This window comes from Chryseobacterium sp. FR054, from assembly GCF_056844565.1.
This window is the reverse complement of record NZ_JBXDSA010000002.1, coordinates 748,935-774,448: the sequence shown is the minus strand read 5'-3', so window position 1 is coordinate 774,448 and position 25,514 is coordinate 748,935. Positions and strand designations below refer to the sequence as shown.

22 protein-coding genes are annotated in these 25,514 nt (G+C 38.7%); 6 read left to right on the top strand and 16 right to left on the bottom strand.

Annotation, left to right across the window (positions count from 1 at the left end):
• Positions 1–391: 391 nt before the first annotated feature.
• Entirely contained in the window at positions 392–1,978 is a 1,587-nt protein-coding gene (locus AC106S_RS10885; protein ID WP_482439091.1) for an ABC-F family ATP-binding cassette domain-containing protein, read from the bottom strand.
• A gap of 267 nt (positions 1,979–2,245) precedes the next feature.
• Here AC106S_RS10885 and AC106S_RS10880 point away from each other — a divergent pair, with 267 nt between their 5' ends.
• From AC106S_RS10880 to AC106S_RS10865, 4 genes are all read left to right on the top strand, one after another.
• Positions 2,246–2,800, top strand: a complete 555-nt coding sequence (locus tag AC106S_RS10880; protein WP_062696882.1) for a phosphoribosyltransferase — start codon at positions 2,246–2,248, stop codon at positions 2,798–2,800.
• A gap of 126 nt (positions 2,801–2,926) precedes the next feature.
• On the top strand, positions 2,927–3,505 hold the full coding sequence (locus AC106S_RS10875; RefSeq protein ID WP_482439090.1) for an adenylate kinase: 579 nt from the start codon (positions 2,927–2,929) through the stop codon (positions 3,503–3,505).
• An 81-nt stretch (positions 3,506–3,586) separates the two neighbouring features.
• The gene (gene obgE / locus AC106S_RS10870) at positions 3,587–4,570 is read left to right on the top strand and encodes a GTPase ObgE (protein ID WP_482439089.1); all 984 of its coding nucleotides are present in this window, start codon (positions 3,587–3,589) and stop codon (positions 4,568–4,570) included.
• A gap of 151 nt (positions 4,571–4,721) precedes the next feature.
• On the top strand, positions 4,722–5,210 hold the full coding sequence (locus tag AC106S_RS10865; RefSeq protein WP_482439088.1) for a DUF6438 domain-containing protein: 489 nt from the start codon (positions 4,722–4,724) through the stop codon (positions 5,208–5,210).
• A gap of 104 nt (positions 5,211–5,314) precedes the next feature.
• Here the strand turns inward: AC106S_RS10865 and AC106S_RS10860 are convergent, their stop codons facing one another.
• Both AC106S_RS10860 and AC106S_RS10855 read right to left on the bottom strand, forming a co-directional pair.
• Positions 5,315–7,126, bottom strand: coding sequence for a T9SS type A sorting domain-containing protein (locus AC106S_RS10860; RefSeq protein WP_482439087.1), 1,812 nt, complete (start codon positions 7,124–7,126; stop codon positions 5,315–5,317).
• Positions 7,127–7,144: 18 nt separating this feature from the next.
• Positions 7,145–8,341, bottom strand: a complete 1,197-nt coding sequence (locus tag AC106S_RS10855; RefSeq protein ID WP_482439086.1) for a hypothetical protein — start codon at positions 8,339–8,341, stop codon at positions 7,145–7,147.
• Positions 8,342–8,592: 251 nt separating this feature from the next.
• Between AC106S_RS10855 and AC106S_RS10850 the strand changes: the two genes are divergently transcribed.
• On the top strand, positions 8,593–9,894 hold the full coding sequence (locus tag AC106S_RS10850; RefSeq protein WP_482439085.1) for a DEAD/DEAH box helicase: 1,302 nt from the start codon (positions 8,593–8,595) through the stop codon (positions 9,892–9,894).
• Positions 9,895–9,897: 3 nt separating this feature from the next.
• Here AC106S_RS10850 and AC106S_RS10845 read toward each other — a convergent pair whose 3' ends face one another.
• From AC106S_RS10845 to AC106S_RS10800, 10 genes are all read right to left on the bottom strand, one after another.
• On the bottom strand, positions 9,898–10,965 hold the full coding sequence (locus AC106S_RS10845; protein WP_482439084.1) for an acyltransferase family protein: 1,068 nt from the start codon (positions 10,963–10,965) through the stop codon (positions 9,898–9,900).
• A gap of 8 nt (positions 10,966–10,973) precedes the next feature.
• Positions 10,974–11,738 carry a TatD family hydrolase gene (locus tag AC106S_RS10840; protein WP_482439083.1) on the bottom strand — a complete coding sequence of 255 codons (765 nt, stop codon included), beginning with the start codon at positions 11,736–11,738 and terminating at the stop codon, positions 10,974–10,976.
• A 4-nt stretch (positions 11,739–11,742) separates the two neighbouring features.
• Positions 11,743–12,270 carry a DUF4269 domain-containing protein gene (locus AC106S_RS10835; RefSeq protein ID WP_482439082.1) on the bottom strand — a complete coding sequence of 176 codons (528 nt, stop codon included), beginning with the start codon at positions 12,268–12,270 and terminating at the stop codon, positions 11,743–11,745.
• Positions 12,271–12,309: 39 nt separating this feature from the next.
• Positions 12,310–12,651 (bottom strand): hypothetical protein, encoded by a 342-nt coding sequence (locus AC106S_RS10830; protein ID WP_482439081.1) that lies wholly within the window; start codon positions 12,649–12,651, stop codon positions 12,310–12,312.
• A gap of 5 nt (positions 12,652–12,656) precedes the next feature.
• Complete coding sequence (locus AC106S_RS10825) at positions 12,657–13,607, bottom strand: GSCFA domain-containing protein (RefSeq protein WP_482439080.1); 951 nt, start codon at positions 13,605–13,607, stop codon at positions 12,657–12,659.
• A 76-nt stretch (positions 13,608–13,683) separates the two neighbouring features.
• Positions 13,684–14,655 (bottom strand): polyprenyl synthetase family protein, encoded by a 972-nt coding sequence (locus AC106S_RS10820; protein ID WP_482439079.1) that lies wholly within the window; start codon positions 14,653–14,655, stop codon positions 13,684–13,686.
• Positions 14,656–14,760: 105 nt separating this feature from the next.
• Positions 14,761–15,573 carry a hypothetical protein gene (locus tag AC106S_RS10815; protein ID WP_482439078.1) on the bottom strand — a complete coding sequence of 271 codons (813 nt, stop codon included), beginning with the start codon at positions 15,571–15,573 and terminating at the stop codon, positions 14,761–14,763.
• A 588-nt stretch (positions 15,574–16,161) separates the two neighbouring features.
• Complete coding sequence (locus AC106S_RS10810; protein ID WP_482439077.1) at positions 16,162–17,304, bottom strand: inorganic phosphate transporter; 1,143 nt, start codon at positions 17,302–17,304, stop codon at positions 16,162–16,164.
• Between the two features lie 20 nt (positions 17,305–17,324).
• Entirely contained in the window at positions 17,325–17,963 is a 639-nt protein-coding gene (locus AC106S_RS10805) for a DUF47 domain-containing protein (RefSeq protein ID WP_153399306.1), read from the bottom strand.
• A gap of 150 nt (positions 17,964–18,113) precedes the next feature.
• On the bottom strand, positions 18,114–19,805 hold the full coding sequence (locus tag AC106S_RS10800; protein ID WP_482439076.1) for a DEAD/DEAH box helicase: 1,692 nt from the start codon (positions 19,803–19,805) through the stop codon (positions 18,114–18,116).
• 410 nt (positions 19,806–20,215) lie between these two features.
• Between AC106S_RS10800 and AC106S_RS10795 the strand changes: the two genes are divergently transcribed.
• A complete protein-coding gene (locus AC106S_RS10795; RefSeq protein WP_482439075.1) occupies positions 20,216–20,881 on the top strand; it encodes a DUF2461 domain-containing protein in 666 nt (221 codons plus the stop codon).
• Between the two features lie 382 nt (positions 20,882–21,263).
• On the opposite strand, the gene AC106S_RS10790 is transcribed toward AC106S_RS10795, so the two are convergent.
• The 3 genes from AC106S_RS10790 to AC106S_RS10780 all read right to left on the bottom strand — a co-directional run bounded on the left by AC106S_RS10790 (position 21,264) and on the right by AC106S_RS10780 (position 25,256).
• The gene (locus AC106S_RS10790; RefSeq protein ID WP_482439074.1) at positions 21,264–22,322 is read right to left on the bottom strand and encodes a diphosphomevalonate decarboxylase; all 1,059 of its coding nucleotides are present in this window, start codon (positions 22,320–22,322) and stop codon (positions 21,264–21,266) included.
• 154 nt (positions 22,323–22,476) lie between these two features.
• Positions 22,477–24,246, bottom strand: a complete 1,770-nt coding sequence (locus AC106S_RS10785) for an AMP-dependent synthetase/ligase (RefSeq protein WP_482439073.1) — start codon at positions 24,244–24,246, stop codon at positions 22,477–22,479.
• A complete protein-coding gene (locus AC106S_RS10780) occupies positions 24,246–25,256 on the bottom strand; it encodes an NAD-dependent epimerase/dehydratase family protein (RefSeq protein WP_482439072.1) in 1,011 nt (336 codons plus the stop codon). The genes AC106S_RS10785 and AC106S_RS10780 overlap by 1 nt, the downstream gene beginning before the upstream one ends.
• Positions 25,257–25,514 lie beyond the last annotated feature (258 nt).

Sequence of the window (25,514 nt, the reverse complement as noted above, 5' to 3'; positions counted from 1 at the left end):
TTTCTGTTGAAAAGATGTAACTATAAACGTTTTGGAAACCTATAATGTTTTAATTTATCACGCAAACATCTGCAAATCCGCGAGATTTTTTTTACGCTCGCAGATAAAGCAGATTGAGCAGATTTTTATAGTATTGATGTTCAAGACCTGTATAAATATGGCTCTCACAAATCTCACGACGCAGATCTTTTTATAATTTCTGTTGAAAAGATGCAACTATAAACGTTTTGGAAACCTATAACGTTTTAATTTATTACGCAAACATCTGCAAATCCGCGAGATTTTTTTTACGCTCGCAGATAAAGCAGATTGAGCAGATTTTTATAGTGCAGAATAATCAAAAAAAACTTGTGCCCGTTGCGTTTTCCAACTATAAAGTACCAATTTATACTTATAAAATGATCTCCTTCTCTATTCCTATTTCCTCCAGGAAGATTTCATCATGGGAAATCACGATCAGGGTTCCGTGATAGTCTTTCACAGATTCTGTTAAAATTTCAACGTTCTGTAAATCCAGATTATTCGTGGGTTCATCCAGAATAATCATATCGGGAGCTGTATTGCTTACTGAAAGTCCGCAAAGGAGCAGTCTCAGGCGTTCTCCGCCACTTAATGCCCCGCATTTCTTATCCCAGGTTTCCTTTCTGAATAAAAATCTGGTCAGCAGGGTTTTCACCTCAGATTCTTCTAAAGCACCATCATTAAACTGCTGCACAAACTCCTCCACAGCAATATCCTCACGAATCACTGAATATTCCTGATCGATATAGAGAATGCTGAAATCTGATCTGATTATTTTTCCCGATTCAGGCTGAAGACTTCCCATCAGAAGCTTTATTAAGGTCGTTTTTCCCGATCCGTTTGAACCTTTCACTGAAATCCTGTCTCCGCTGAAAATCTTAAAATTCAGATTTTCTTTCCACAGATTTTCAGATGTATACTGATAGTTCATCTCTTCCGCTGTAATCAGAATTTTTCCGGAATGCAGATTGGAATCGTTGAAAATAACTTTCATCTGGTCCGCATTCTTTACAGAAGAACGAAGACTTCTGAGATCTCCGGAAATACCGCTGATCTTTTCGGCATGAATATTTTTCAGCTTAGAAGTATTTTTTTCGGCATTGTTCCGGAGGGTATTCATCATGATCCTGGCCACTCCCGATTTTTCCTGTTTCTGTTTTCCCCTTGCATCCAGCTTCTGCTTACGTTCCAGGGTTTCGCGTTCTTTTTCCTTTGCTTTTTTCAGAGCGCGTTCTTTTGCATGAATATCATTCTGAAGGGCCTCCTGCTCAATAAGTTTCTGTTCTGCATAAAGATCATAGTTCCCTCCGTAAGCATGAATTCCCTGGCTGCTGAGTTCAAATATAGTATCGGCAAGATTAAGTAAAGCACGGTCATGGCTTACCATTACCACGGCTGCATCTGTTTTTTCAATAAGGTCATACAGGAGCTTTCTGCCTTCCAGATCCAGGTGGTTGGTAGGTTCGTCCATCAGGATAATTTCCGGCTGACTGATCTGAATTCCTGCCAGAAAGACTTTTGTTTTTTCCCCTCCGCTCAGGTTTTCCAGTTTCTGACTCAGTTCAAGATGTTCAATATTCCAGTGGCGTAAAGCATTCCGGCTGCGCTCCTCAATGTCCCAGTCATCATTTAAGGTTTCAAAATATTCTTCATCCACCTCACCTTCCGTAATTTTTTGAAGGGCTTCCAGTTTTTTGTCAATTTTCAGGCATTCTGCCACGGTCCGGTTATTCAGATTTCCGAACATCTGCGGGACATAATACAGCTCACCTTTGACGGTAACACTGCCTTCCAACGGCTGAATTTCTCCTGCTATGATTTTCAGCAGGGTCGATTTTCCCATCCCGTTACTTCCGGTGAAAGCCGATCTGGTATGAGGCTGTATACTTAAATGAATATGATTGAAAAGGAGATTCCCTCCCGGGAACCCGTAGGATATAGAATGAAGTAAAATCATAATTTCTTTCTGATATAATGTTAAACGATGGTAACAGTCCTGCTACCTATGATAAAAGTCTGAAAGAAACTGAATCCTACATATCCGTATTTTGGGTTTTGAAAGTACAAATATACTACAAATCATTTAATTTCAGTTCTTTTTCATCCCGACACTGCAATTTCGGAGAATCAAACCTATTCAGAAACAGCTTTATGAAAATGGAAGCGGTATAGATTTCTGCATTCTGCCAAAAATCCGTAACTTTGCCACCTACTAAAATTTTTTATGGAAAGCATTAAAGTTCACGACAAAACTTTCGTTCCTTATCTGAAGGACGCCGAAATTCAGGAAATTGTAAAAGAAACAGCTTTAAAGATTTATGAAGACTACAAGGATGAGGTTCCTGTTTTCATCGGTGTTTTGAACGGGGTGATCATGTTCTTCTCAGATCTTTTAAAATACTATCCGGGCGAATGCGAAATTGCTTTCATCCAAATGAGTTCTTATGTGGGAACAGAATCTACGGGAATCGTTTACCAGAAAATGGAACTTACCAAAGACGTAAAAGACCGTCACATCATTCTTGTGGAAGATATCGTTGATACCGGAAACACTGTGGAAAGTCTTTTCAAATATTTCAAGGAAACCCAACGTCCGAAATCAGTAAAACTGGCTTCTTTCCTATTAAAGCCTGAAGTGTACAAGAAAGATTTCAAACTGGATTATATCGGAAAAGAGATTCCTAATAAATTTGTTCTGGGATACGGACTTGATTATGATGAACTGGGAAGAAACCTTTCTAACCTTTATCAGCTGGAAGAAGGACAGATCAATCATTAATCACTGCTATTAGCTATCGGCTATTAGCCTTTAGCTTTAAAATTTAATCGAAATAAAAGTAAAATATTAACTAAAAAAGCTAAAGGCCGGAAGCTGTACTGCCCAGGCCGGAAGCGCATCACAATTATGATAAACATAGTTCTGTTTGGCCCTCCAGGAAGTGGAAAAGGAACACAGGCCCAAAATCTGATCGAAAAATTCAATTTAAAACAGATTTCAACAGGTGACCTTTTCAGGTATAACATGAAAAATGATACTGAACTTGGGAAACTGGCAAAGTCTTACATTGATAAGGGCGAATTGGTTCCGGATCAGGTGACAACAGATATGCTGGTAGATGAAATCAGAAAGCCGACTGACACCAACGGATTTATTTTTGACGGTTACCCGAGAACAGCTGCACAGACAGAAGCTCTGGAAAGAATCGTGAAAGAAGAGCTGAACGACAAGATCGATATCTGTCTTTCTTTGGTGGTAGAAGATAAAATTCTGGTGGAAAGAATCCTGAAAAGAGGAGAAACCAGTAAAAGATCTGATGACAGCAACATGGAGATCATTGAAAACAGAATCAAAGAATATTATGCTAAAACAGCAGAAGTAGCCGAACTTTACAAAAAGCAGGGCAAATATGTTGAGGTAAACGGTGTAGGCGAAATCGATGAGATTTCCCAGAAGCTTTTTGCTGAAGTAGAGAAAATAAAATAGTTAAAAGTTGTGAGTGATGAGTTATAAGTTTTTACAATTCATAGCTCATAATTCATAACTCATAACTCCTAATTATAAGAAATGTCAAATTTTGTAGATTACGTAAAGATCCATTGTAAAAGTGGACACGGAGGCGCGGGTTCTGCCCATCTCCGCCGTGAAAAATATATTCCTAAAGGAGGTCCTGACGGTGGTGACGGAGGCCGCGGCGGGCACATCATCATGAGAGGAAATGCCAATGAATGGACGCTTCTTCCCTTACGCTATACCCGTCATGTAAAGGCGGAACGTGGTGAAAACGGAGGGAAAAGCCAGCTTACAGGGGCAGATGGAGATGATATTTATATTGATGTACCCATTGGTACGATTGCCAAAAATGAAGAGGGCGAAATCATCGGCGAAATCCTTGAAGACAAGCAGGAAATTATCCTGATGCGTGGTGGAAAAGGAGGTTTGGGAAATGAACATTTCAAATCTTCTACCAACCAGACACCAAGATACGCACAGCCCGGGCTTCCGGGAGAAGAAGGCTATATCGTCTTCGAACTTAAGATTCTTGCGGATGTAGGTCTTGTAGGATTTCCAAATGCCGGAAAATCTACTCTTTTGGCTTCAGTTTCTGCAGCAAAGCCTAAAATCGCCAATTATGCGTTTACCACGCTGACACCTAACCTGGGAATCGTAGACTACAGAAATTACAAGTCATTTGTAATGGCTGATATTCCGGGGATTATTGAAGGAGCTGCTGAAGGAAAAGGATTAGGACACCGCTTCTTAAGACATATTGAAAGAAACTCTATCCTGTTATTCTTAATTCCGGCTGATTCTGAAGATCATTTCCAGGAATTTAAAATTCTGGAGAATGAATTAAAGGAATATAATCCTGAACTTCTGGATAAAGATTTTATTGTTTCGGTTTCAAAATCCGATCTTCTGGATGACGAGCTGAAAAAAGAAATCTCTGCGGAGTTCCCTGAAAACAGACAGCCGCTGTTCTTCTCCGGCGTTACAGGTGAAGGCCTTGTGGAACTGAAAGATGCGATCTGGAAAAAACTTCACGGATAACATTGATATTAAAAATTCATGGGCTTTGGTTTCGGCTGAAGTTGCAAAAGATAATAACCCCGGGAGCTGTTCCGGGGTTCTTTTTGTTTTTCAGATAGAAATCCTATTTGATTTTGGAACACTTATTGAGAACATTTCCTAAAATAAAGCTATGAGATATATTCTGGGACTATGTGCATTTGTGTTTCTGTTTTCATGCACCCCTCAAAAAGACAGTACTCAGTACTCTACCATTGAATACGAAGCAACTGCGTGTTTCGGGTTCTGTCCTGTTTTCAAAATAACGGTCAGTCCGGACAGAACGGCAATTTTTGAAGCCGAACATTTCAATTTCAGCGACAAGCCGTCTAAGGATGACTTCTCAAAACCCCGCGAAGGAACGTTTAAAGGAACCATTAAACAGGAAGATTACAATAAATTGATAAGTTTACTGAATGGACTGAATGTAAAAAATTTAAATGATCGTTATGGGGAAAGAAATATTACCGATCTTCCTACCTCTTACCTGAGAGTTCAATTTACAGACGGAACGTCAAAAAATGTGGAAGATTACGGAAAACGGGGCAGTGAAAAACTGTCAGAAGTTTACCGCTTTTTTGAAGACCTGAGAAAGAACCAGCAGTGGACGAAGATAAAATAGTTTCGTTTAAAATATTTTCATTTTAATAAAAAGAGTCCGGCATTACACCGGACTTTTCTGTTATAATCAGGTATCAACCTGAATGCTGAGTATTTTTTACTCTACTACTGCACAATAATTTTTTTGGATATACTTTTCCCGTTATCCAGTTTAATGTTGAGCAGGTAAGATGATTTAGGCAGATTGACAACAGAAATGGTTGTACTATTTCCGCTCAGCACGCTTTTCCCTGAAAGATCGTAAAGTATCCAGCCGGATATTTTACTGTTTCCTGCATCAATATTAACTATTGTAGAAGCTGGGTTAGGATAAATTTTCACTTCGGAAGAAGCATGAACGGTAAGCGCTTTGTCAGCCGCCGGCATGATTCTGCCCATTGCAGCACTGTTACTGTTAAAGCTGTTTATACTGCATGGGCTGATATAGGCGTTGAAAACACCGTTTGTTCCGGCAGCTTCCATATAAAATCCGGGAAGCAGATCTACATTGATTCCTGCTTTATAATCCACAGCAATATTGGTATTGATAGCGGATGATGCATAAATAGATTTTCCGGCCTGATAAATATGTGAAGAAGTAACAGGTGTTGTTATCGTCAGTACATCAGGGCAGGAATTCGCGGCATTATCAAAAGACGGAATCAGCTGAGGGAATGAAAATCCGTTCACCGTTCCTGACTGAGGGGTAATTGAGCTCAGAGGATTTACCGTAGGGCTCCACACATTCGGAGTATTGATCACCCCCCAGTTGAAAGAAGTAAAGACAGATGTACTGGGAATGGTAGATCCAAAATAAACATTGTAATATCCATATCCGTCATTCTGCTGTTTTGAATTATAGATCAGGTATATTTTTCCGTTTTTGGCAAGCTGCATACTGGCTGTTCTGCCGTTCAGTGAGAATTCATACTGAGCAGATGTATTTACTGCGCCTACAAGACTTCCTGTACTAATGTTATACATAGACAGGCCGGACCAGCCGATGAGCCCGGCAGGATATAAACACAGACATGCCGAAGCACTGATAAAATATACAATATTACTGTCCGGAGAAAATTCCGCACTGTTGGGCGAATCACTATCGTCATCGTAAGATGCGGTAAAACTGTTATTGGCTATAATATTGACAGGGCTTGTAATGCTTCCCGTGGCGTTATCAAAGTTATGCAGCCATACACTCTGGTATCCTCTTGTTAAGAGCTTCTTTGAGTTGGGTGATATTTTAATAAAAGAGCCATAACCGGTACCGGGACTTACCACGGGATTCGTATTCAAACCGCCGGCATCAAGCTTATAGGAAAGAAAATTTCCGTTATTGGCTGTTACAATCCAGTAAGAACTTCCGTCACTCGCAAATGTAGAGGTAAGAGCATTGGTAGGTGAATTGGTAAACAATACATTGTTTTTTGAAATTACCTTACCCATTCCTCCGTTCAGGGACATATCGACGATGGCATACCTTAAACCGTAATTGGTAACGGGATTGGGGCTCGGAATAAAGTCCTGATCTTTTAATGTCCTGTTTCCGTTAATCGTGAATACATAATACAGTGACGCCGAGTTGGGCATCGGTACTATGATGGAAGACTGGTCGGACGGATTTCCTATATAATTATATTCAGGCTGCGATACGCCAAACAGATCATTTCCGTTGTCCATTACCGCATTGTTCTTATTATAAATATTATATCCGTTTGAATAAAAAAGCAGATCGCCTGTATTTTTATCGCTGATCGTGGAGCTGCCATACCTTATGGAAGGTGTTAAATTCGTGGTATGAACAAATCCGTTGGGAGGAGCCGTGTTATCGAAACGCCATTTGCTGTTACCGAACCTCCAGTTGTCATTCTCATGCTGGCCCCATAAAGAACTGGTTCCCAGAATGAGAAAAAGCAGGAAAGAATTTTTAATCTTCATAGTTTTCAGATTTTAAAATTATTTTAATGCATTGATTTTATTTTTCAGCGCTTCAATTTCTTCATTCTGTTTTTTCAACTGGCTGTTCTGATCGGTTAACTGCTTATTCTGATCAATCAGGTGCAAAGTAAGCTCTTCTACCTTTTTCAGTAAAAGAATATTCATTTCTTTAAGTTCTACTCCATTCCTAATGGCTTCTTCGGTAGTTGGCACTTCCGGTAAATGTCCGTTTTTACTGATAAACTGATCCAGTTCTTTCAGCGGCATCAGCTTGTAATCTTTTTCGAAAACATAATCTGCCCAGCCGTTATTCGCAGAAATATCCACTTTCACTCTTTCTGTTCTGATTCCGTCTTTTACAAAAAGTTTGTATTTTGCCCCGTCTGTTGAGATCCCATCCGCAGGAAGCTGATTTGTGAACTGGCCGATTCCTATGGTCCCGTTGTTCCCTACGATCCAGTTCCCGATGTTTAATTCGTTTTCAGGAGAGGTGGCATTGTATGTTTTAATAAAATTTCCTATAAGAATATTATTGTTTCCTGAAGTAATTAATGGTACATTGGCATGACCTATATTGATATTATTGGATCCTTTGGCAATACTCCGGAAAGATTCTCCTCCTATAACCGTATTATAATTTCCGCTGTTGAGATACCTTAACGCACTTGTTCCCACTGCTACATTGAAGTCTCCGGTAAGACTTCCTGATCCCATAGCACTGTTTCCTACTCCAATATTCCCTAAACCGTCTTTAAAGTATTCCAGTGCATTCATCCCCAAAGCCGTATTATAATTTCCGGAACCTGTATGCCGCATGGAATTGAAACCTATGGCAACATTACATAAGCCTTTACTGAATGATGACAGGGCATTATTTCCAAAAGCAGTATTTCCGCCTCCGTCTGCAATCTGGGTAAGAGTTCCCATTCCGAAGGCTACATTATTAGTGGATGCCGTATTATCTGTTCCTCCTCCGAAGAATAAATTTTTATCCCAAACCATTCCCGGAGTTCCTATATTGTAAAAAATGAATCTTCCTTCCGGAGTGATTCTCATTTTTTCGTCGTTATTGGTCTTAAAAACCAATGACTGGTTATCCGTTGTTCCGATAAAATTGCCTGTGGGAGAAGTTCCTGCGTTTCCGGTAAGATTCCAGGATTGTGCACTGAACTGTAAACCTGCAAGAGCTGCAAGCATAATGATTGTTTTTTTCATGGTTATTTTGTCTAAAGATTTTATCAAATATAAATGCCCTATGCTGATTATCTTTTACGTAATTTCCATTAATCGTTATACATTTCCAACATATCACCACATGGTGTAAATTCCTGAAAAAACATTCTGTTTTCTGTATTCACCGGACGCTCAAAAACAAGATCGTGTTCTTAATTTTTTTTAAACTACCTTTGCAGAATGCAATTCTTTCAGGCTGAAGGAATTTTTATTTAAATTTTAAAATAATTCATTTGAATTTTACAGACCTTAACTTAATAGAACCTATTGCTAAAGCAATTCAGGAACAGGGATACACCCATCCTACTCCCATTCAGGAAAGATCTATTCCTGAAATTTTAAAAGGCAGGGACTTTTTAGGGTGCGCACAGACAGGAACCGGAAAAACAGCTGCTTTTGCCATTCCTATTCTGCAGAATTTATCCGGAAACAAAACTTCAACACAACATATAAAAGCCCTGATCTTAACCCCAACCAGAGAACTGGCTATACAGATCGAAGAAAACATCCATGCTTACGGGAAATATCTTCCTTTGAAAGAGCTTGTTATTTTCGGCGGAGTGAAACAGGGGAACCAGGAAGCTGCCCTGAAAAAGGGAGTGGATATTCTGGTAGCCACACCGGGAAGACTTCTTGATTTTATCGCCCAGGGGATCATCAGCTTAAAAAATCTTGAAATCTTTGTTCTGGACGAGGCAGACAGAATGCTGGATATGGGTTTTGTACATGATGTGAAAAGAATCATCAAACTTCTGCCACAGAAAAGGCAGACTTTATTTTTCTCTGCAACCATGCCTTCTGAAATCCAGAAACTGGCAGATTCTATCCTGAGCAATCCTGTGAAGGTGGAAGTCACTCCCGTTTCTTCTACTGCGGAAACCATCAAACAGTCTGTTTATTTTGTTGAAAAAGAAAATAAACTGAACCTTCTTACCCATATTTTAAAGAATGATATTTCAGATTCTGTACTGGTTTTTTCCAGAACCAAGCACGGAGCTGATAAGATTGCCAGAAAACTTCAGAAAGATAAAATCTCGGCAGAAGCCATTCACGGGAATAAATCCCAGAATGCAAGGCAAAATGCCTTAACCAATTTTAAATCCGGAAAAACAAGAGTTCTGGTAGCCACAGATATTGCAGCCAGAGGAATTGATATTGACGAACTGAAGTTCGTGATCAATTTTGAACTTTCCGATGTTTCCGAAACTTATGTACACCGGATCGGAAGAACGGGAAGAGCAGGTGCCGAAGGAACGTCCATCTCTTTTGTAGACGGTCTTGATCTGCTTAACCTGAGAAATACTGAAAAACTGATCGGTAAGAAAATCCCGATTGTGAAGGATCATCCTTTCCATACAGATGACCTGGTAGCCCAGAAAAGGGATTCCAACAACAAACCTGTTCCAGCGGGAGAAAAAGCTCCTAACCAGAGATCAGGAAGACCTCAGGCCAATAAAAAGAAACCTGCCACAGGAAATACTCCTCCACTGGGTTTCAAGAAGCCTAAGAACAAGAACTTTACCCGGAAAAAATAGATTTTACCGGGATGTTGTCCTGTATTTTCCCTTCAAAACAAGAAATCTCTTTTCGAAGTAGGTGTATGAGAGATGGGCAATTAATACAGTCAGCAGAATAACCGACAGGAAACCGGAAATAATAATTACGGGGTCACTTATGTTGTATCCGGATACCAGCTTAAGTAAAAAAAAGCCCACAGGCTGCATTACAATAGCATGATACATGTAGATCCCGTAAGAAATTTTCCCCAGGTGAACCAGCTTCTTATTTTCGAAAAACCGGATAGGTTTCTGCGTGAAGAATATCAGAAACACCCCGAACAGCAGCATCCCAAAAATGTGATACAGCAGATCCGGCATGGAATGAACAAAAATATCCGTTGTAAAATATAGCAGCAGCAGAATACTGCTTCCCATACGGATGAAACCGTTATACTTATTTTCTTTAATCCTGATGAGGGAACACCAGCCGGTAAAGGAAAAGTAAAAAAACATCATTTTATACTCACTTAAAAACGGCAGGATCTTCGAAAAATATAATCCGGCAAATAGAAAACTGAAAATGAGCAGAAATGCTTTAATATATTTCTTCGGAGTAAAAAGGATAAGGGGAGCCACCAGGAGATAAAACTGTTCTTCCACACCAATAGACCAGAGCATTTCAAGGATTCCTCCCGGATGAAAGTTGGCAAAAATATTGGGAAAGAATGTGAACAGGAGAATAATACCTTCAGCCAGGTTATAATTATTCTTAAAATCAAATCCCATTCCGGGAAGGATAATATGATAATATACCATCCCGATAATGGCTACAAGATAGTATAACGGGAAAATCCTGAGCATTCTTCTGGTATAGAAATTTTTAAGATCAATTTTCCCGGAATCTGTTTTTTCCTCAAACAGCTGCCTTATAATAAGAAAACCGCTCAGCGAAAAAAACATATATACAGCTTCACCTCCCTTATTCAGTACCGGTAAATCTCTGAACGCGGGCAGTCCCCTGTTTTCAAGAAACTGCGGAATATGAAAAAGCATCACCAGAGAGGCCAGAAAAAACCTTAATGAAGTAATATTGGGAAGTAGCTTCATATCTATTGTCAGATACCAAAAATTTTCACGGCATTCTCAGTAGTCACCCTGTCTATCTCACTAAAGTCTTTGCCGTAAATATCCACCAGCTTTCCTGCCACCAGATCCAGGTAAGAACTTTCATTTCTCTTTCCTCTGTACGGAACGGGAGCGAGATAAGGGGAATCTGTTTCAAGAACAATTTTTTCCAGAGGAATTTCATTTAAAAACTGATCGATTTTCCCGTTTTTGAAAGTCACCACTCCCCCGATCCCCAGGATGAAATTCAGGTCAATAGCGTGTTTTGCCTGTTCGGGGTTTCCTGAAAAACAGTGAAAGATTCCGCGGAGTTTAGGGTGTTTCTTTCTTTCCAGCACTTCAAATGTTTCATCAAAGCTTTCGCGGGTATGGATTACGATCGGCAAATCCATTTCTATCGCCCAGTCGATCTGCTGCTCAAATGCCTTTACCTGAATATCCAGAGTTGTTTTATCCCAGTAAAGATCTATTCCTATTTCTCCTATGGCCGGAAAGGGTCTCTGATCCAGATAATGCTTAACGGTTTCCAGCTCTTTTTCCCAGGACTCCGGCTTTACATAACATGGATGAAGTCCCATCATGGAAATAATCTGCCCGGGATATTCTGTTTCCAGCTGAAGCATTTTCCCGTGGGATTCCGAATCTATTGCAGGAAGATAAAATTTTGTAATTCCTTTATCCAAAGCCCTCTGAATAGCTTCTTTTCTGTCTTCATCAAATTCTTCTGCGTATAAATGGGTATGTGTATCAATCATTATTTTAAAATTTTAACAGATCTTTGTAAGGATTCTCCAGACCCAGCAATAGTCCGAATGCCGGTTCAGTCTTGATTCCCTGTTTTTTAAGTTCTATTATTTTTTGTTTAAATTCTTCTCCTCTATCTCTTAATATTCTGTATTCAGCCATCATATGACGGTAAGCATTCTGTGCCAGAGACGGTTTATTCTGCCCGAAAATCTCTATTGGGAACTCTTCCAGCATAAAATTCAGCGTAATACTTTTTTCTCCGTTTATCAGGATATTTTCCACTTTTACTTCAGCCTCTGCGGGAATTAACCTGCTGAACATGATATCATCCAGAAAGTCCTCTTCAAACTGTAAATCAACTTCACAGATAATATCCAGATCGCTGCCCTCAATATCAATCCCGATAGGAACTGTTCCTGCCAGAACCGGAGCATATGGTTTCAGTTTAGGAAAAACCTGATATTTTGTGAGAAGCTCATAAGCTCTCTGCTGCCTTTCGTTCCCGTCTTTCAGATATTCAATATCAGTGAAATCAATCATTTCTGTGTTTTTATCTTTTCAGCTGTAAAAGTAAAGAGGCTAAACTGCTGTCTCCTTTGCAATCTGTGCTGAATTAAAATGATTCAGTACCTCCCGGGTAATATCTTTTCCTCCCGTAAAATTTCTATACAATGAAGAAACGCTGTAAATAGGACCGAAAGGAATTCCCCACCATCCCAAAAAGAAAGTCATTAAAGAGTACTTCCAGCTGTATTTCGCAGAAGATTCATCACTTTTAATAAAATAAATATCACTCCCTCTTTTAAAGGTCATGATAATAATAGAAATGGTGTACTGAAAATGTACAAATCTGGCACCCCTCTGCAGCTCATGATTGACCTGTTCATCGGTTAAGCCTTCCATATTTTTAATAGCGGCCATAGTTTTTAAAAAATCTTATGTTTAACTTTATTTCTCTGGTTATTAATTCTATGATTCAGTTTTTCCCTGAATTCAATGAATTTAGGGTCTTTTGTATCGTTGGTTTTATGCTCCAGCGCCTTTATGATCTTAAAATTTTCCCTGATAAAATCCTTTGTTTCATCAGAGAAATAAGAGTCGCCGAATTTTTCAAAAATATAGTTAACCGCCTGGGTACTCGGATGGATCATATCCTCCTTATAAAAACGGTAATCCCGGAGGTCATCCATTAAAATCTCATACACCGGCAGATAATGACAGTCTTCAAACATGGAGATAGATTCATGGATTGCCGTAATCAGCTTTGATTTACTCAGCTGATTTTCAACCATGCCGTCTTTGGTATGCCTTACCGGCGAAACACTGAACAGGATCTGTACGCCTTCTTTACAGATGTCTTTAAGATCTAAAACTGTATTGTAAATAGCGTGGGTAAGCTCCTGATGGGAAAGCAGTCTTTTCTCAAAGTATTTCTGCGGAATCTTATGACAGTTGGCTACCAGCTGTTTTTTAGGGGTAAATTCATAAATAAATGAAGTTCCGTACGTCACAATGATCCAGTCTGCTTCCTGTAAAAATGCATTTCCGGTTTCTATGGCCCCGTTGATCTTTTCCAGTGTCTGATGAATATACCGGGTATCAAAAGCGGTATGATGATCCAGCGAAATAAATTCCTCATTATACGTGATCAGATCATCCTCTTCATAAAATGCCGACTCATGAAGCACCCTTACTTCCTTATAGATGGAAAAAGGATTAAAGATCGTTCCAAAAGGATTATTTAGCGTCTGAAGCTGTCCCTGCTGTAACAGTTCCGACATTTCAGATGCAAAACATGAACCTATTGAAAATATTTTATCTTCAATCTCAATTTTCTTTTCCGACGCGGGGATGTTTACTTCTGTTCTGAATTTCATTGTAAAGATTTCAGGTCGCAGGCTGCAGGTCATAGGTAACCTCTGCGGCCTACAATCTGCAACCTCTTACCACTGTTTAGCTTTCTCTTCTTAAAAGGTAGTTTGCCAATTCTATAAAAGGTTTTTTCTTATCTTCAGGAATATTGATCTTCTCTAAATAGCTCTGTCCGATCTCGTTATGTTTTTCGATCAGACGAAGGGCTTTTTCATCTACTTTCGTTCTTCTGAAGATCTTTTCCACCCCATATACTTTATCGATATTATCGGTCTTTTTGCCATACCAGTAATCCAGCTCTTTTCTTTCTTCTTCCGTAGCATGTTCTCTCGCCAGAAGGTAAAGAACGGTTTTTTTGTTCTCGTAAATATCTCCTGCGTGCTTCTTGCCAAACTGGGCCTGGTCTCCGAATACGTCAAGGTAATCATCCATGATCTGGAAAGCAATACCGATATGTTTTCCGAAATTGAAGATGGCTTTGGCGTCTTTAAAATTAGCTTTTGCAATCAGTGCTCCGATTTCAAAGGAAGAGGCGCTTAATACGCCGGTTTTATAGGTGATCATTCTGATGTAATCATCAAACGTCACATTTTCCTGGGTTTCAAAATTAATATCATACTGCTGCCCTTCACACAGTAGAAGTCCGGTATGGGTAAAGATTCTGATGCAGGCTTTGAAAATTTCAGGTTCAAGGTCTTCAAAGAATTTGTAAGCTTTAAGCATCAGCCCGTCCCCGGAAAGGATTCCTACATTAATTCCGTGCAGGGTATGAATGGTAGGCTTATTTCTTCTTAAAGGTGCTTCATCCATAATATCATCATGGATCAGGGTGAAATTATGGAAAAATTCAATAGCCAGTGCAGGTTTGATCGCCTGTTGAAGATCACCTCCGAATAAGTCGCAGGCCATCAGCACCATAATAGGACGAAGACGCTTTCCACCGTGTGAAATGATGTAGTTCATCGGGTCATACAGCTCAGCCGGCTTATCTTTGAAAGTATACTTATTGATGGCATCAGCAACAATCTGCTGGTATCTGTCTAAAAATTCCATAAAATCTTATAATTTGAACAAAAATACGATTTTTCGAGGCTTTATAAAACAAAAAACTTTGCCCGGAAGAACAAAGTTTTTGTATTAGATAATAAATAAAAAGAATTACTTTTCTTTACATTTAATGGAAGCTGAGAAAGCGGGAATTATGCTATTTTCAGAAGATGAACTTTCTTTAAATGGCTTTATATTCCAGGAATTGTATACTGTTCTTCTGACAAGCATTTCACCCAAATCCATATTATTTTTCACATAAAGATATACCTTATTAGTAAATACATCACTTTTACTATAAATATTTTCAACCCACATCACAGAAATATAGAATGCCTGTTCCACAATGACCCTTTCTTTAATCTCAACAGAATTATTTCTCTTTATATCAACAAGGGGTATAACATACTCATTTTCGTTCAGCTTATCTCCTATCATATTATTTTCATCACCATACACATTAACAATCAAATATCCTTTATTATGCAGGAATTTTTTGAATGGGATTTCAATGTTTTCAAGTTTACATAAACCAAAAGGGTTTATAATCTTAACAGCAAATTCTCTATTATTATCAATAGCTATAACATTTTTACTCTTTTTAAAACCTACGTGGTTCTGGGTGGGGAAATGATCTTTCGATAATTTCACGGTATCAATTTTCTTATAGTGGGGTAATAATTTTATAATATCACTCTCAAGGTTCAATATTTTCTTATCCAGATAATTATTTGATCTGATAATAAAATTACTGGGTTGTTTATCAAAAAAATATTGCCCAGAAGAGTCTGCTATTAAAAGTTTGTCATCTAAATAAATTTTAGCATACGGAATAGATTTATTGTCAATACTATCTATAATCTTTATCTTCTGTCCAAAAGAAATAGACATTAATAAAAGAAAAGATAATTTAATTATTTTCATATATAAACAGTATAAAGTGGCTGATTCATAAAAATGAAAACAACCACTTAATTTTAATAACTTATAAATTCTTTTTAACAAGAAACCCATTCTCCAGTTGGCTCATGCTGTATTCTAATCCAAAAAACGTACAAGTCTTCATAGACAGGTCTTTCATAATTACCTGGAGATGTCTCCAAACATGGTCCGTAACTGGTATCTAAGCCAAAACCTTTTGCTTCCATTTTGGAAGGTAGTAAAGTTAAAATAAAGGTCAATACAATTACCAATGATGGTAACGCGAATTTTAAGGAAATTTTCATTTTAATTGGAATTTGTAGTTAATGATAATTTTTTACACAAAAGTATTCGCGATAACTTTTCCTAAATGTAAAAACAAAAAACACATAAAGCAATAAACTTCAATCAAATAAGAAAATAGTATAAAAAAAAGACAACAACAAATTAACAATATAAATGGAAAATACTTTTTGATTTATTATTTTCAATGTAACCTTAAATATTAAGCATTTCCATATAGTAATAAAAACATATACGGACGTTTCAGTTAAAACGTCCGTATATGTTCAATATGTTAAAATAAATATTTTAGCTAAAAAATGTTACCAGAAGATAAGTAACTCCTGCAACAATGGCAGAGATTGGAATTGTCAGTACCCAAGCCCAAAGAAGACTTACGGTAATTCCCCATCTTACGGCAGAAATCCTTTTCGTTAACCCTACCCCGATAATAGAACCTGTAATCGTGTGGGTTGTAGATACAGGAATACCGAAGTGATCCGTAATGAATAAAGTGATAGCTCCTGCTGTTTCAGCACTTACTCCTTCCAGGGAAGTTACTTTGGTAATTTTTGTTCCCATCGTTTTGATGATCTTCCATCCTCCGCTCATGGTACCTAAACCAATCGCAAGGAATGAAACCAGAGGAACCCAAAGGTAATGTTCTGCAAAATAATCGAAACGTCCGGCAGACGGTATGTTAAGATATACCGGATCATGAAGCATTTCAACGTGGTAGAAGATCAGGGCTGCCCCGATGATCCCCATTACTTTCTGCGCATCATTCAGACCGTGTCCTAAACTGAACAGTGCTGAAGAAGCCAGCTGTAATCTTTTGAAAGACTGGTCTGCTTTGTGAGGGTTTGATCTTTTATAAAGGTGAACGATAATTAAGGTAATAATAATCGAGATAATCATCCCTATTACCGGTGCCATGAAAATGAACAGGAAAATAGGAATTACTTTATCAAATTTCACGACACTCTGGTGAGTTACCTGATTGAAAGCCTCTTTTAAGGTTCCCCAGAGTCCGAGATCGGGCTGTGCTGCTGCCACGTCGTGGTAATCCATCATGAAAGCGTGCATCAGAGCTGCTCCCAGGAATCCACCGATCAGCGTGTGGGACGATGAAGAAGGGATTCCAAACCACCAGGTTAACAGGTTCCAGGCAATAGCTGCCACAAGACCTGAAAAGATCACTTCAAGGTTGATAAAATTCTCGTTGACGGTTTTGGCAATTGTATTACCGATTTTAAATTCTCCAATGATATAGGCAGCGATAAAAAAGGCTGCAAAGTTCCAGAGCGCCGCCCAAAGTACCGCCTGGAATGGAGTTAAAACTTTTGTAGAAACTATTGTTGCAATTGAGTTGGCTGCATCGTGAAAACCGTTGATGTAGTCAAAAATCAGCGCCAGGGCAATAATAACTATAAGTAAAATAGGAAATTCCATTTCTGTAAGTTATATTGTTTTTAGGCGTATTTAATCATGATGTTCTCAATCGTGTTGGCAACATCCTCAGCTTTGTCGGTTACTACCTCAAGATAATTAAGTACAGATGAAACTTTGATGATATTGATCGCATCGTTGGTTTCGAACAGTTCTACCATTGAGTTGGAAAGAAGGTCGTCTGCGATGTTTTCGATAGAGTTTACTTTGATACAGGCCTCTTTTACCTGATCCATGTTTTTGAAGCCTTTAAGGTTCTTCATCGCGTTCTGGATCTCAAGACAAGCTTTGTGAATCAGCAGGGAGAAGTCTGAATAAGCCTTCATCTCAGGTGATTTATATAAGAAAATGTATTTGGTAGAAGCGTAGATATAATCGGCAATATCGTCAAGACCGGTAGCCAGCGTGTGGATATCTTCACGGTCAAACGGTGTAATGAAGTTTTTTCCTAGTTCAACGAAGATCTCGTGGGTAAGTTCATCATTTTTGTGTTCATAGTCGCTCATCTTTTTCAGCATTGTATCGTCATTAAGATCGAAATCTTTGATACCGTTGTTAAAGTCTTCAGACATTGCAACTAAGTTTTCAGTTACTTTTTCGAAAAGTACAAAGAAAATTTTATCTTTTGGTTGAAAAGCGTGGAAAATATTACCAATTCCCATTTTTAAGTATTTATAATTCGTGTGCAAATTTCTTAAAAAAGGATTTTACCTGAAACAATATAACATTAAGTTTTGTTAACATTCGGTTAACATCTGATTATCAAATAAAAAAACCGGCTGCAAGGCCGGTTCTGTATCATTTTGAGAGGTTTAGTTTGCTACTTCGGCTCTCATTTCTTTTCCTTTGAATTTCATCGAAGGAATATTGCTTATCACATTGTCTTTGAATGACTTTTCAACTTCAAAGAAGGAGAATTTCTCCAGGATCTCAATATCACCGATTTCTGCTCTTTTTTTGCTTTTTCCGGCTGTTGCCTTATTGATAATATCCAATACATCAAGCTTCTTCAGATGATCTTTTTTCCCTAAGTTGAAGAAGAATCTTACCATGTTTTCATCCCTTCTTCTAGGTTTTCCGCCACGGTCTCTGTCGCGTCCTCTGTCACGGTCACGGTCTCTTCCTCTGTCTCTGTCGCGTCCTCTGTCTCTTCTTGAGTAATCATCATCCCTGCTGCTCAGTTTCTGCTCAATAAGATCATGTTTATCTTTGTAATAAAGAGCAAGATCCTTCAGCTGGAACTGTAATAATTTATGAACCAGTTCCTCTTTGGTGAATGCACTTAAATCAGGAATCAGGCTGTCATCAAATTCAAAGATATCTTCTTCGTGCTCTGTAAACAGCTTTTCAAAAACACCACCTACCTGAGCTTTGATAATATCATCTCCTGTTGGTATTGTTTTCTCGGTAATTTCAATTTTCGTTGCAGATTTGATCTGTTTCAGCTTTCTGCTTTCTTCAGGCTTGATCAGCGCCATAGAAACCCCGTCTTTTCCAGCTCTCCCGGTTCTTCCGCTACGGTGAACGAATACTTCCGGATCATCAGGTAAAGAATAATGGATAACGTGCGTTAAAGAGTTCACATCAAGTCCTCTTGCTGCCACATCAGTCGCGACAAGAATATCGATATTTTTCAGTCTGAATTTCTTCATTACAGTATCTCTCTGCGCCTGGGAAAGATCCCCGTGAAGCGCGTCTGCCGCATAGCCGTTCTGCATTAAGAAATCGGCCACCTCCTGAGTCTCCATTCTTGTTCTGCAGAAAAGAATAGAATACTGGTTAGGGTTGGCATCGATTAATCTCTTAAGAGCTTCTTTTTTCTGACGGTATCCTACCACATAGTATTCATGCTTAATGTTCTTCTTAACTTCGTTAATGGAACCTACTGAAATACGGTGCGGGTTGGTAAGATAATTTTTAGAAATTCTCTCCACTTCTTTATTCATCGTAGCCGAGAATAAGAAAGTCTGCTTGGTTTCCGGTGTTTCACTTAAAATTGTTTCCAATTCGTCTTTGAAACCCATCGACAGCATTTCATCAGCTTCATCTAAAACCAGCCAGTGAATAGCAGAGAAATCAAGTGCTTTTCTGTTGATAAGGTCGATTACTCTTCCCGGAGTCCCCACAATAATCTGCGGTTTATCCTTCAAAGAGCGGATCTGATCCATAATACTGCTTCCACCGTAAACCGCTGTGGTTTTGATGTCTTTCATGTATTTGGAGTAATTTTTGATGTCTTTAGAAATCTGAAGACATAATTCCCGTGTCGGACAAAGCACCAATAATTGGATTTTGCGACTCGTATCGTCAATCATATCCAAAATCGGAAGCGAAAACGCTGCTGTTTTGCCTGTCCCTGTCTGCGCAAGTGCGATCAAGTCGCGAATATCTGAAAGAATAAAAGGGATAGTCTGTTTTTGGATTTCTGTCGGGCTCTCATAGCCCAGTTCGCCAATTGCCTTAAGGATGTCAGGACTTAAACTGGTCTCCGTAAATAAATTCATTAAATATTTTAAAATTTTTGCAAAGATACAATAAATATTTGATTTGTTTTTGAACAAAGTTTTAAATATGTAAACTTAAATTCAGAATCTTTTAATATATTTTTAATTTTTAAAAAATTAAATCCAAAAAAAGAAGCTTTTGGTTAAAAACATGTTAAACATTATTTTTTTTTATTAAATTGGATTGATTTTTTCTGTATTATTTATGAATTTTCAAAAATAAGACCATGAAATGTAAATTTTTCTTTTTAATTTTTCCGTTTCCGGCATTTGAAATTTTCACACAGGCCACCCGTATCCGCAGACACAGACCACTGAAAACAGCATCAAAAACCAGCCCTACCGAAGCATTGCGATATCAATAGTTTTATGTAAATTTGGATAAAACAACGGTAAATAAATCCATTAATATGTCAGCCAGCATTTCTCCCAAAACATTTGATTTTTTAAAGAAATTAACGGAAAACAACAACCGCGAATGGTTTAATGAAAACAAAAGCCTTTACACCGCTTCCCAGGAAAATGTTGTTGGTTTTCTTGATGAACTGATCAGGGAAATGTCCGGCTTTGATGAAGAGCTTGGTAAAATTGATGCTAAAAAATCGCTGTTCCGTATTTACAGAGACACCCGGTTTTCTAAAGACAAGGCTCCTTATAAGACCAATTTCGGGGCTTCTTTGGGAATGGGAAAAGGAAGCCGGAAAGGAGGATACTATCTTCATCTGGAACCCGGTAAATCATTTTTGGCAGGAGGTATTTATATGCCGGAATCTTCTGTTCTGAAAGAGGTAAGGAAAGAGATTTCTTTATACGGGGAAGATTTTCTGAAGATCATCAATCATAAAGACTTTAAAAAACATTTCCCGGAGCTGGATCAGGAGGATCAACTGAAAAAAGTTCCCCAGGGATTTGAAAAGGAAGATCCGATGGCCGAATATCTGAAGCTTAAAAACTTCATCGTTGTGTATTCTTTGAAGGATGAGGATGTTTTAAATAAAAACGCTGTAAAGAATCTGGCGAAAATATTTAAGGTCATGAAGCCTTTTAATGATTTTCTGAATGCTCCCTTTTTATAGGAATTTCGTTGGAAAACGCAAAGGACACCAGGTTTTTGACCTGCTATTCTGCTTTTAAGACGTAAGAAAATCCAAGATTTTCAGCAACTAATTCTCACCTTTACTAAAAAGGGCTCCCACAGATGGCACAAATTTCACAGAAAAAAATCTGCGTCATCTGCAAAATCTGCGAGCGTAAAAAATTTTTCGCAGATTGGCAAATATTTGCGCGGTGATAAAAACCTTATAGGTTTGCGGCTGCATTTTTCAAAAGATATTAGAATAGTTTGATTTCTCAGCAGATTAATCAAAAGGACAAACTTTTTAAGCCTATATCATTCAAAAAAATCAGCAGAAAAGTAGTCTTCTGCCGATTCTTATTATCTGATTTATAATTTTGCTGTTAAAATTTCATTACATCCTTCACTACTCCGTTTTTCTGAGTATGCTGCAGTAATTTTCGTTCTATAAATGTCTTAATCTTTTCTTCCGAACCGTCATTCGGGAACAGTAAGTGCACATTGGCTCCGGCATCCAGTGTAAAGAATAAAGGCAATCCGGTTTCTCTTCTGAAATCCCATATGCTGTTTATGACTTCAAGGGTTCCGGTTTTCATCAGGATAAAAGCAGGATCGCTCATCATCATCATTGCATGCAGGGTAAGCGCTTCGTGTTCTACCAGTTTGATAAACTGTTCCATATCTCCGTTTTTCAGGATTTCTTTCATGGGAACAAAGTTTTCTCTGGCTTCCTGAAACCTTCTTTCAGCGTACGGATTGGTGTTCATCAGTCCGTGTCCCACTGTTGAAGAAACACTTTTCTGTCCTTCGTGGATCAGCAGAACCCAGTCGTTGAAGTTTTTAAATATCCCGTGAATATCACTGTCCGGGTATTTTACCGCAAACAGGTCTGAACTTCCGTTTACCTCATCCGAAGTTCCCCATACTACAAGTCCGTTATACAGGCTCCGGCAGGCACTTCCGCTTCCTAAACGTGCCAGAAAAGAAGCTTTTCTCAAAGACTCCTCTTCAGAAACTATCCCGGAAAAGGTTTCATCCAGTTTCATCAGGCATTTGGCAATCGCTCCGAATCCGGATGCAGAGCTGGCAATTCCTGAACTGTGCGGGAATGTATTTTCTGTACGGATGATATATTTTCCTTTCAGAATCCATGGAAGGTATTCTTCAATATTCCTGAAATATTTTTCTATTTTTTCCGCGAATTTCACCTCTTCATTTCCTGCCAGGAACGTCTGCACAGAGAAAGGTTCATTGGCCAGAAACTCCATTGAAGTATTGGTTTTACAATGATTCAACGTATAGCTTATACTTGGATTGGCCGGAATCTGTTTCTCATATTTCCCCCAATATTTGATCAGGGCAATATTAGACGGGCAGCTCTCTGAAACGGTTTGTGTATGTATGGTAAAATCCTGTTTTCCCAGAAATTCTTGTGTTGTCATAATCTGATTTGAATGATAAAATGAGGCAACCCTGAAAAGCTTTTTTAACACTTAAGTTTTAGTTACAGCAATGTGCATATTCAAGCTCACTTAAGTTACAAAAATTAAGATTTTATCTCTTATATCTGCTTTTGGGGATTCTTACTATTTTATTTTAATACATTTTTTCTATAATATCTGCATACTTTTTAAGCACTACATTTCTTTTGACTTTCAGCGTGGGAGTGATCTCTCCTGTGTTGATGTCGAATTCAGCAGGCATTAAAGTGAACTTTTTCACCTTTTCAAAATCGGCCAGATGGCTCTGCAGTTCTTTAATTTTTTCTTTATAAAGGCTGTTGATATCATCATTTTTCACGGCCTCTTCCCAGCTGCTGAACGGAATATTGTTTTTCTTCATATAATCCTGAAGGAATTCAAAATTCGGAACAATCAATGCGGAAACAAACTGCCTTCCTTCTGCAACCAGCATGATCTGCTGAATGAAATTATTGTTGGTCAGAAGGTTTTCGATCTGCTGCGGAGCGATATATTTTCCGTTTGATGTTTTCATCAGGTCTTTGATCCGGTCTGTAATGATGAGGTTTCCTTTATCATCAAATTTTCCGGCATCTCCTGTTTTGAACCAGCCGTCTTCTGTAAATACTTTCTGTGTTTCTTCAGGTTTGTTGTAATAGCCTTTCATGATCCCGTTTCCTTTGGCCTGGATCTCGTCGCTTTCCCCGATACGGATTTCCACTCCGGGAAGTGGTTTTCCGCTGGTGGCGTGTTCAAAATGAGTTAAAGGAAAAAGTGTAAGGGTTGCCGTGGTTTCGGTAAGCCCGTATCCTACGGTCACGTGGATTCCTACGGATTCGAAGAATTTTGTGACTTCCGGTGAAAGCGATGCTCCTCCGCATGGCAGGAACCACAGTCTACCGCCCATTTTCTCTTTGATTTTACTGAATACCAAAGCATCTGCCACTGATTCTTTCAGTTTTAATCCGAAAGGAACCGGTTTTTCGTTTCTTCTCAGTTCGGCAGTCTGCCATCCTGTTTTCAGGGCCCAGTCAAAAATTTTCTTTTTCGTTGAAGAACCTTCTTCTGCCTTTTCCAGCACTCCGGCATATACTTTCTGGAAGAATCGCGGTACAGCGCACATCATCGTCGGCTTTACTTCTTCCAAAGCCTTTGCAATATTCTTCGGATCTTCAAGAAAATAGACTCTTGCACCTCCATAAAGGCAAAGTAAGCTCCAGCTTCTCTCGAAAACGTGGCTTAGCGGAAGAAATGCCAGTGAGAGTTCTTCTTCAAAGTTCTTAAATTTAAAAAATTCAAAATGGGCATCAAAAGCTTTGATAAAATTTCCGTGGGTGAGCATAACGCCTTTTGGAGTTCCGGTAGTTCCCGAGGTATAGATCAGGGTAGCAGTATCCTCATATTCTTTTTTGCAGATCTCCGGTTTTGGGGATGCTTTAGCAATAAAATCTTCAAGGTAAAAGCTGTTGAATTCTTTCTTTATCCAGACCGCTTTTTTAGATACAACAATCGTCTCAAGGCTGTTGTCCTCTTTCTGAAGCAGTTCCAGACATGCGTCGTACTGAGCCTGGTTTCCTGTGAGAACGGCTTTAGCCCCGGAATCGTTGATGATGTATTCTGCCTGCTCGGCATTATTGGTGGAATATATGGGAACCGTAACGGCTCCTATTGCCATTGAAGCAAGGTCAAAGATCATCCATTCAGAAGAGTTGTCTGAATAAACAGCTACTCTGTCATTTTCCTGAATCCCTGCATTTTTCAGTGCGTTGGCTGTTTTAAAAACAATTTCACCGAATTTTTTCCAGCTCAGTTCTTTCCAGCCTCCTTCTTTCTTTTTAAAGCCGATTGCTGATTTTACAGGATGTTTTTCTACATTTTTAAGGATAATTGCCTCTGCAAGGTTCATTAATTCAGCTTTTTGTCGTTAATATAATTTTTAAGATGGAAATCGATGCTTTCTTCTACGGAAATAAACTGATAATCCAGCTTTTCTTTGATTTTTTTATTGGAAATGGTGTTGAGAGATGAGATGGACTCAATGTTTGATCTGGTAATCATTCTCAGTTTGGGAATCAGCCATCCGAAGAGAATATTGGCTATTCTTCCGATATTGAGCTGGGATTTTGTAAGGATTCTGGCTTCTTTCAGACCAAGCTCCGATCTGATCTGTTTTCCCAGATCGGCATATCTTTTATTGTCGGCAATAAGGATAAAGCGTTCCCCGAAAACATTTTTATCCATCAATTCTATGGAAATTTTCGCAGCATCTCTTACATCCACATAACTGGTTCCTCCGGAAAATGTAAAACTGTTTTTTTCAAAGGTCGGGAAAATATCTCCACTGCTCTGCCCCCAGTTACCGCTTCCGATAATCATTCCGGGATTTACAATTACGGTATTCAGACCTTCGGCGGATGCTCTCCACACTTCCATTTCGGCAAGGTGTTTGGAAATCCCATAGGCGGAATGCTCTTCTTTGGGATTGAAGTCTGAACTTTCATCCAGCTCTCCCTTTTCATTATAAGTATCTAAAACAGCAATCGTACTCACATGCAGGAATTTTTTAACTCCCGAACCCTCACACGCATACAGCAGGTTTTCCGTACCTTTTACATTGGTATGATACATTTCTTTATCATCTTTCGGATCAAATCCCACTTTTGCGGCACAGTGATAAACCTCATCCACATCTTTCAATGCATCCTGAAGAGAATCCAGATCGTCGAAATCTACATTTACCCACTCGATTTTATTGAAAAAACCATCAGGATCTTCGGTATAGAAGCTGTAAGAATGCCTTACATCGTTTAAATTGCTGCCCGGTCTTTTGGAAGCTCTTACCTTCCGGCCTTTTTTAAGAAGCTCCAAAACGATGATCCGTCCAAGGATTCCGGTTGCACCCGTTACAAAAACCATTAATTTTTCTACTTGATTGCTGACTAAAATATGACAATATTTTCTATCCGGCAATTCTCCACGGTATCATCAGAAACTCCTGAAAAACTGCTTCTGCAAATTTGCGATTTTTAAAGCAGAATTCTGCTTAATTTATAAAATATTTGGGTTTCTGAAAGGAAAATAACATGATAGGAAATATACCTGTCTGTTTATTTACAGATGTTTTGGCTAAAGCCAAAGAATTATTTTTTATTATTTAGGCGGATTAAAGTCCAC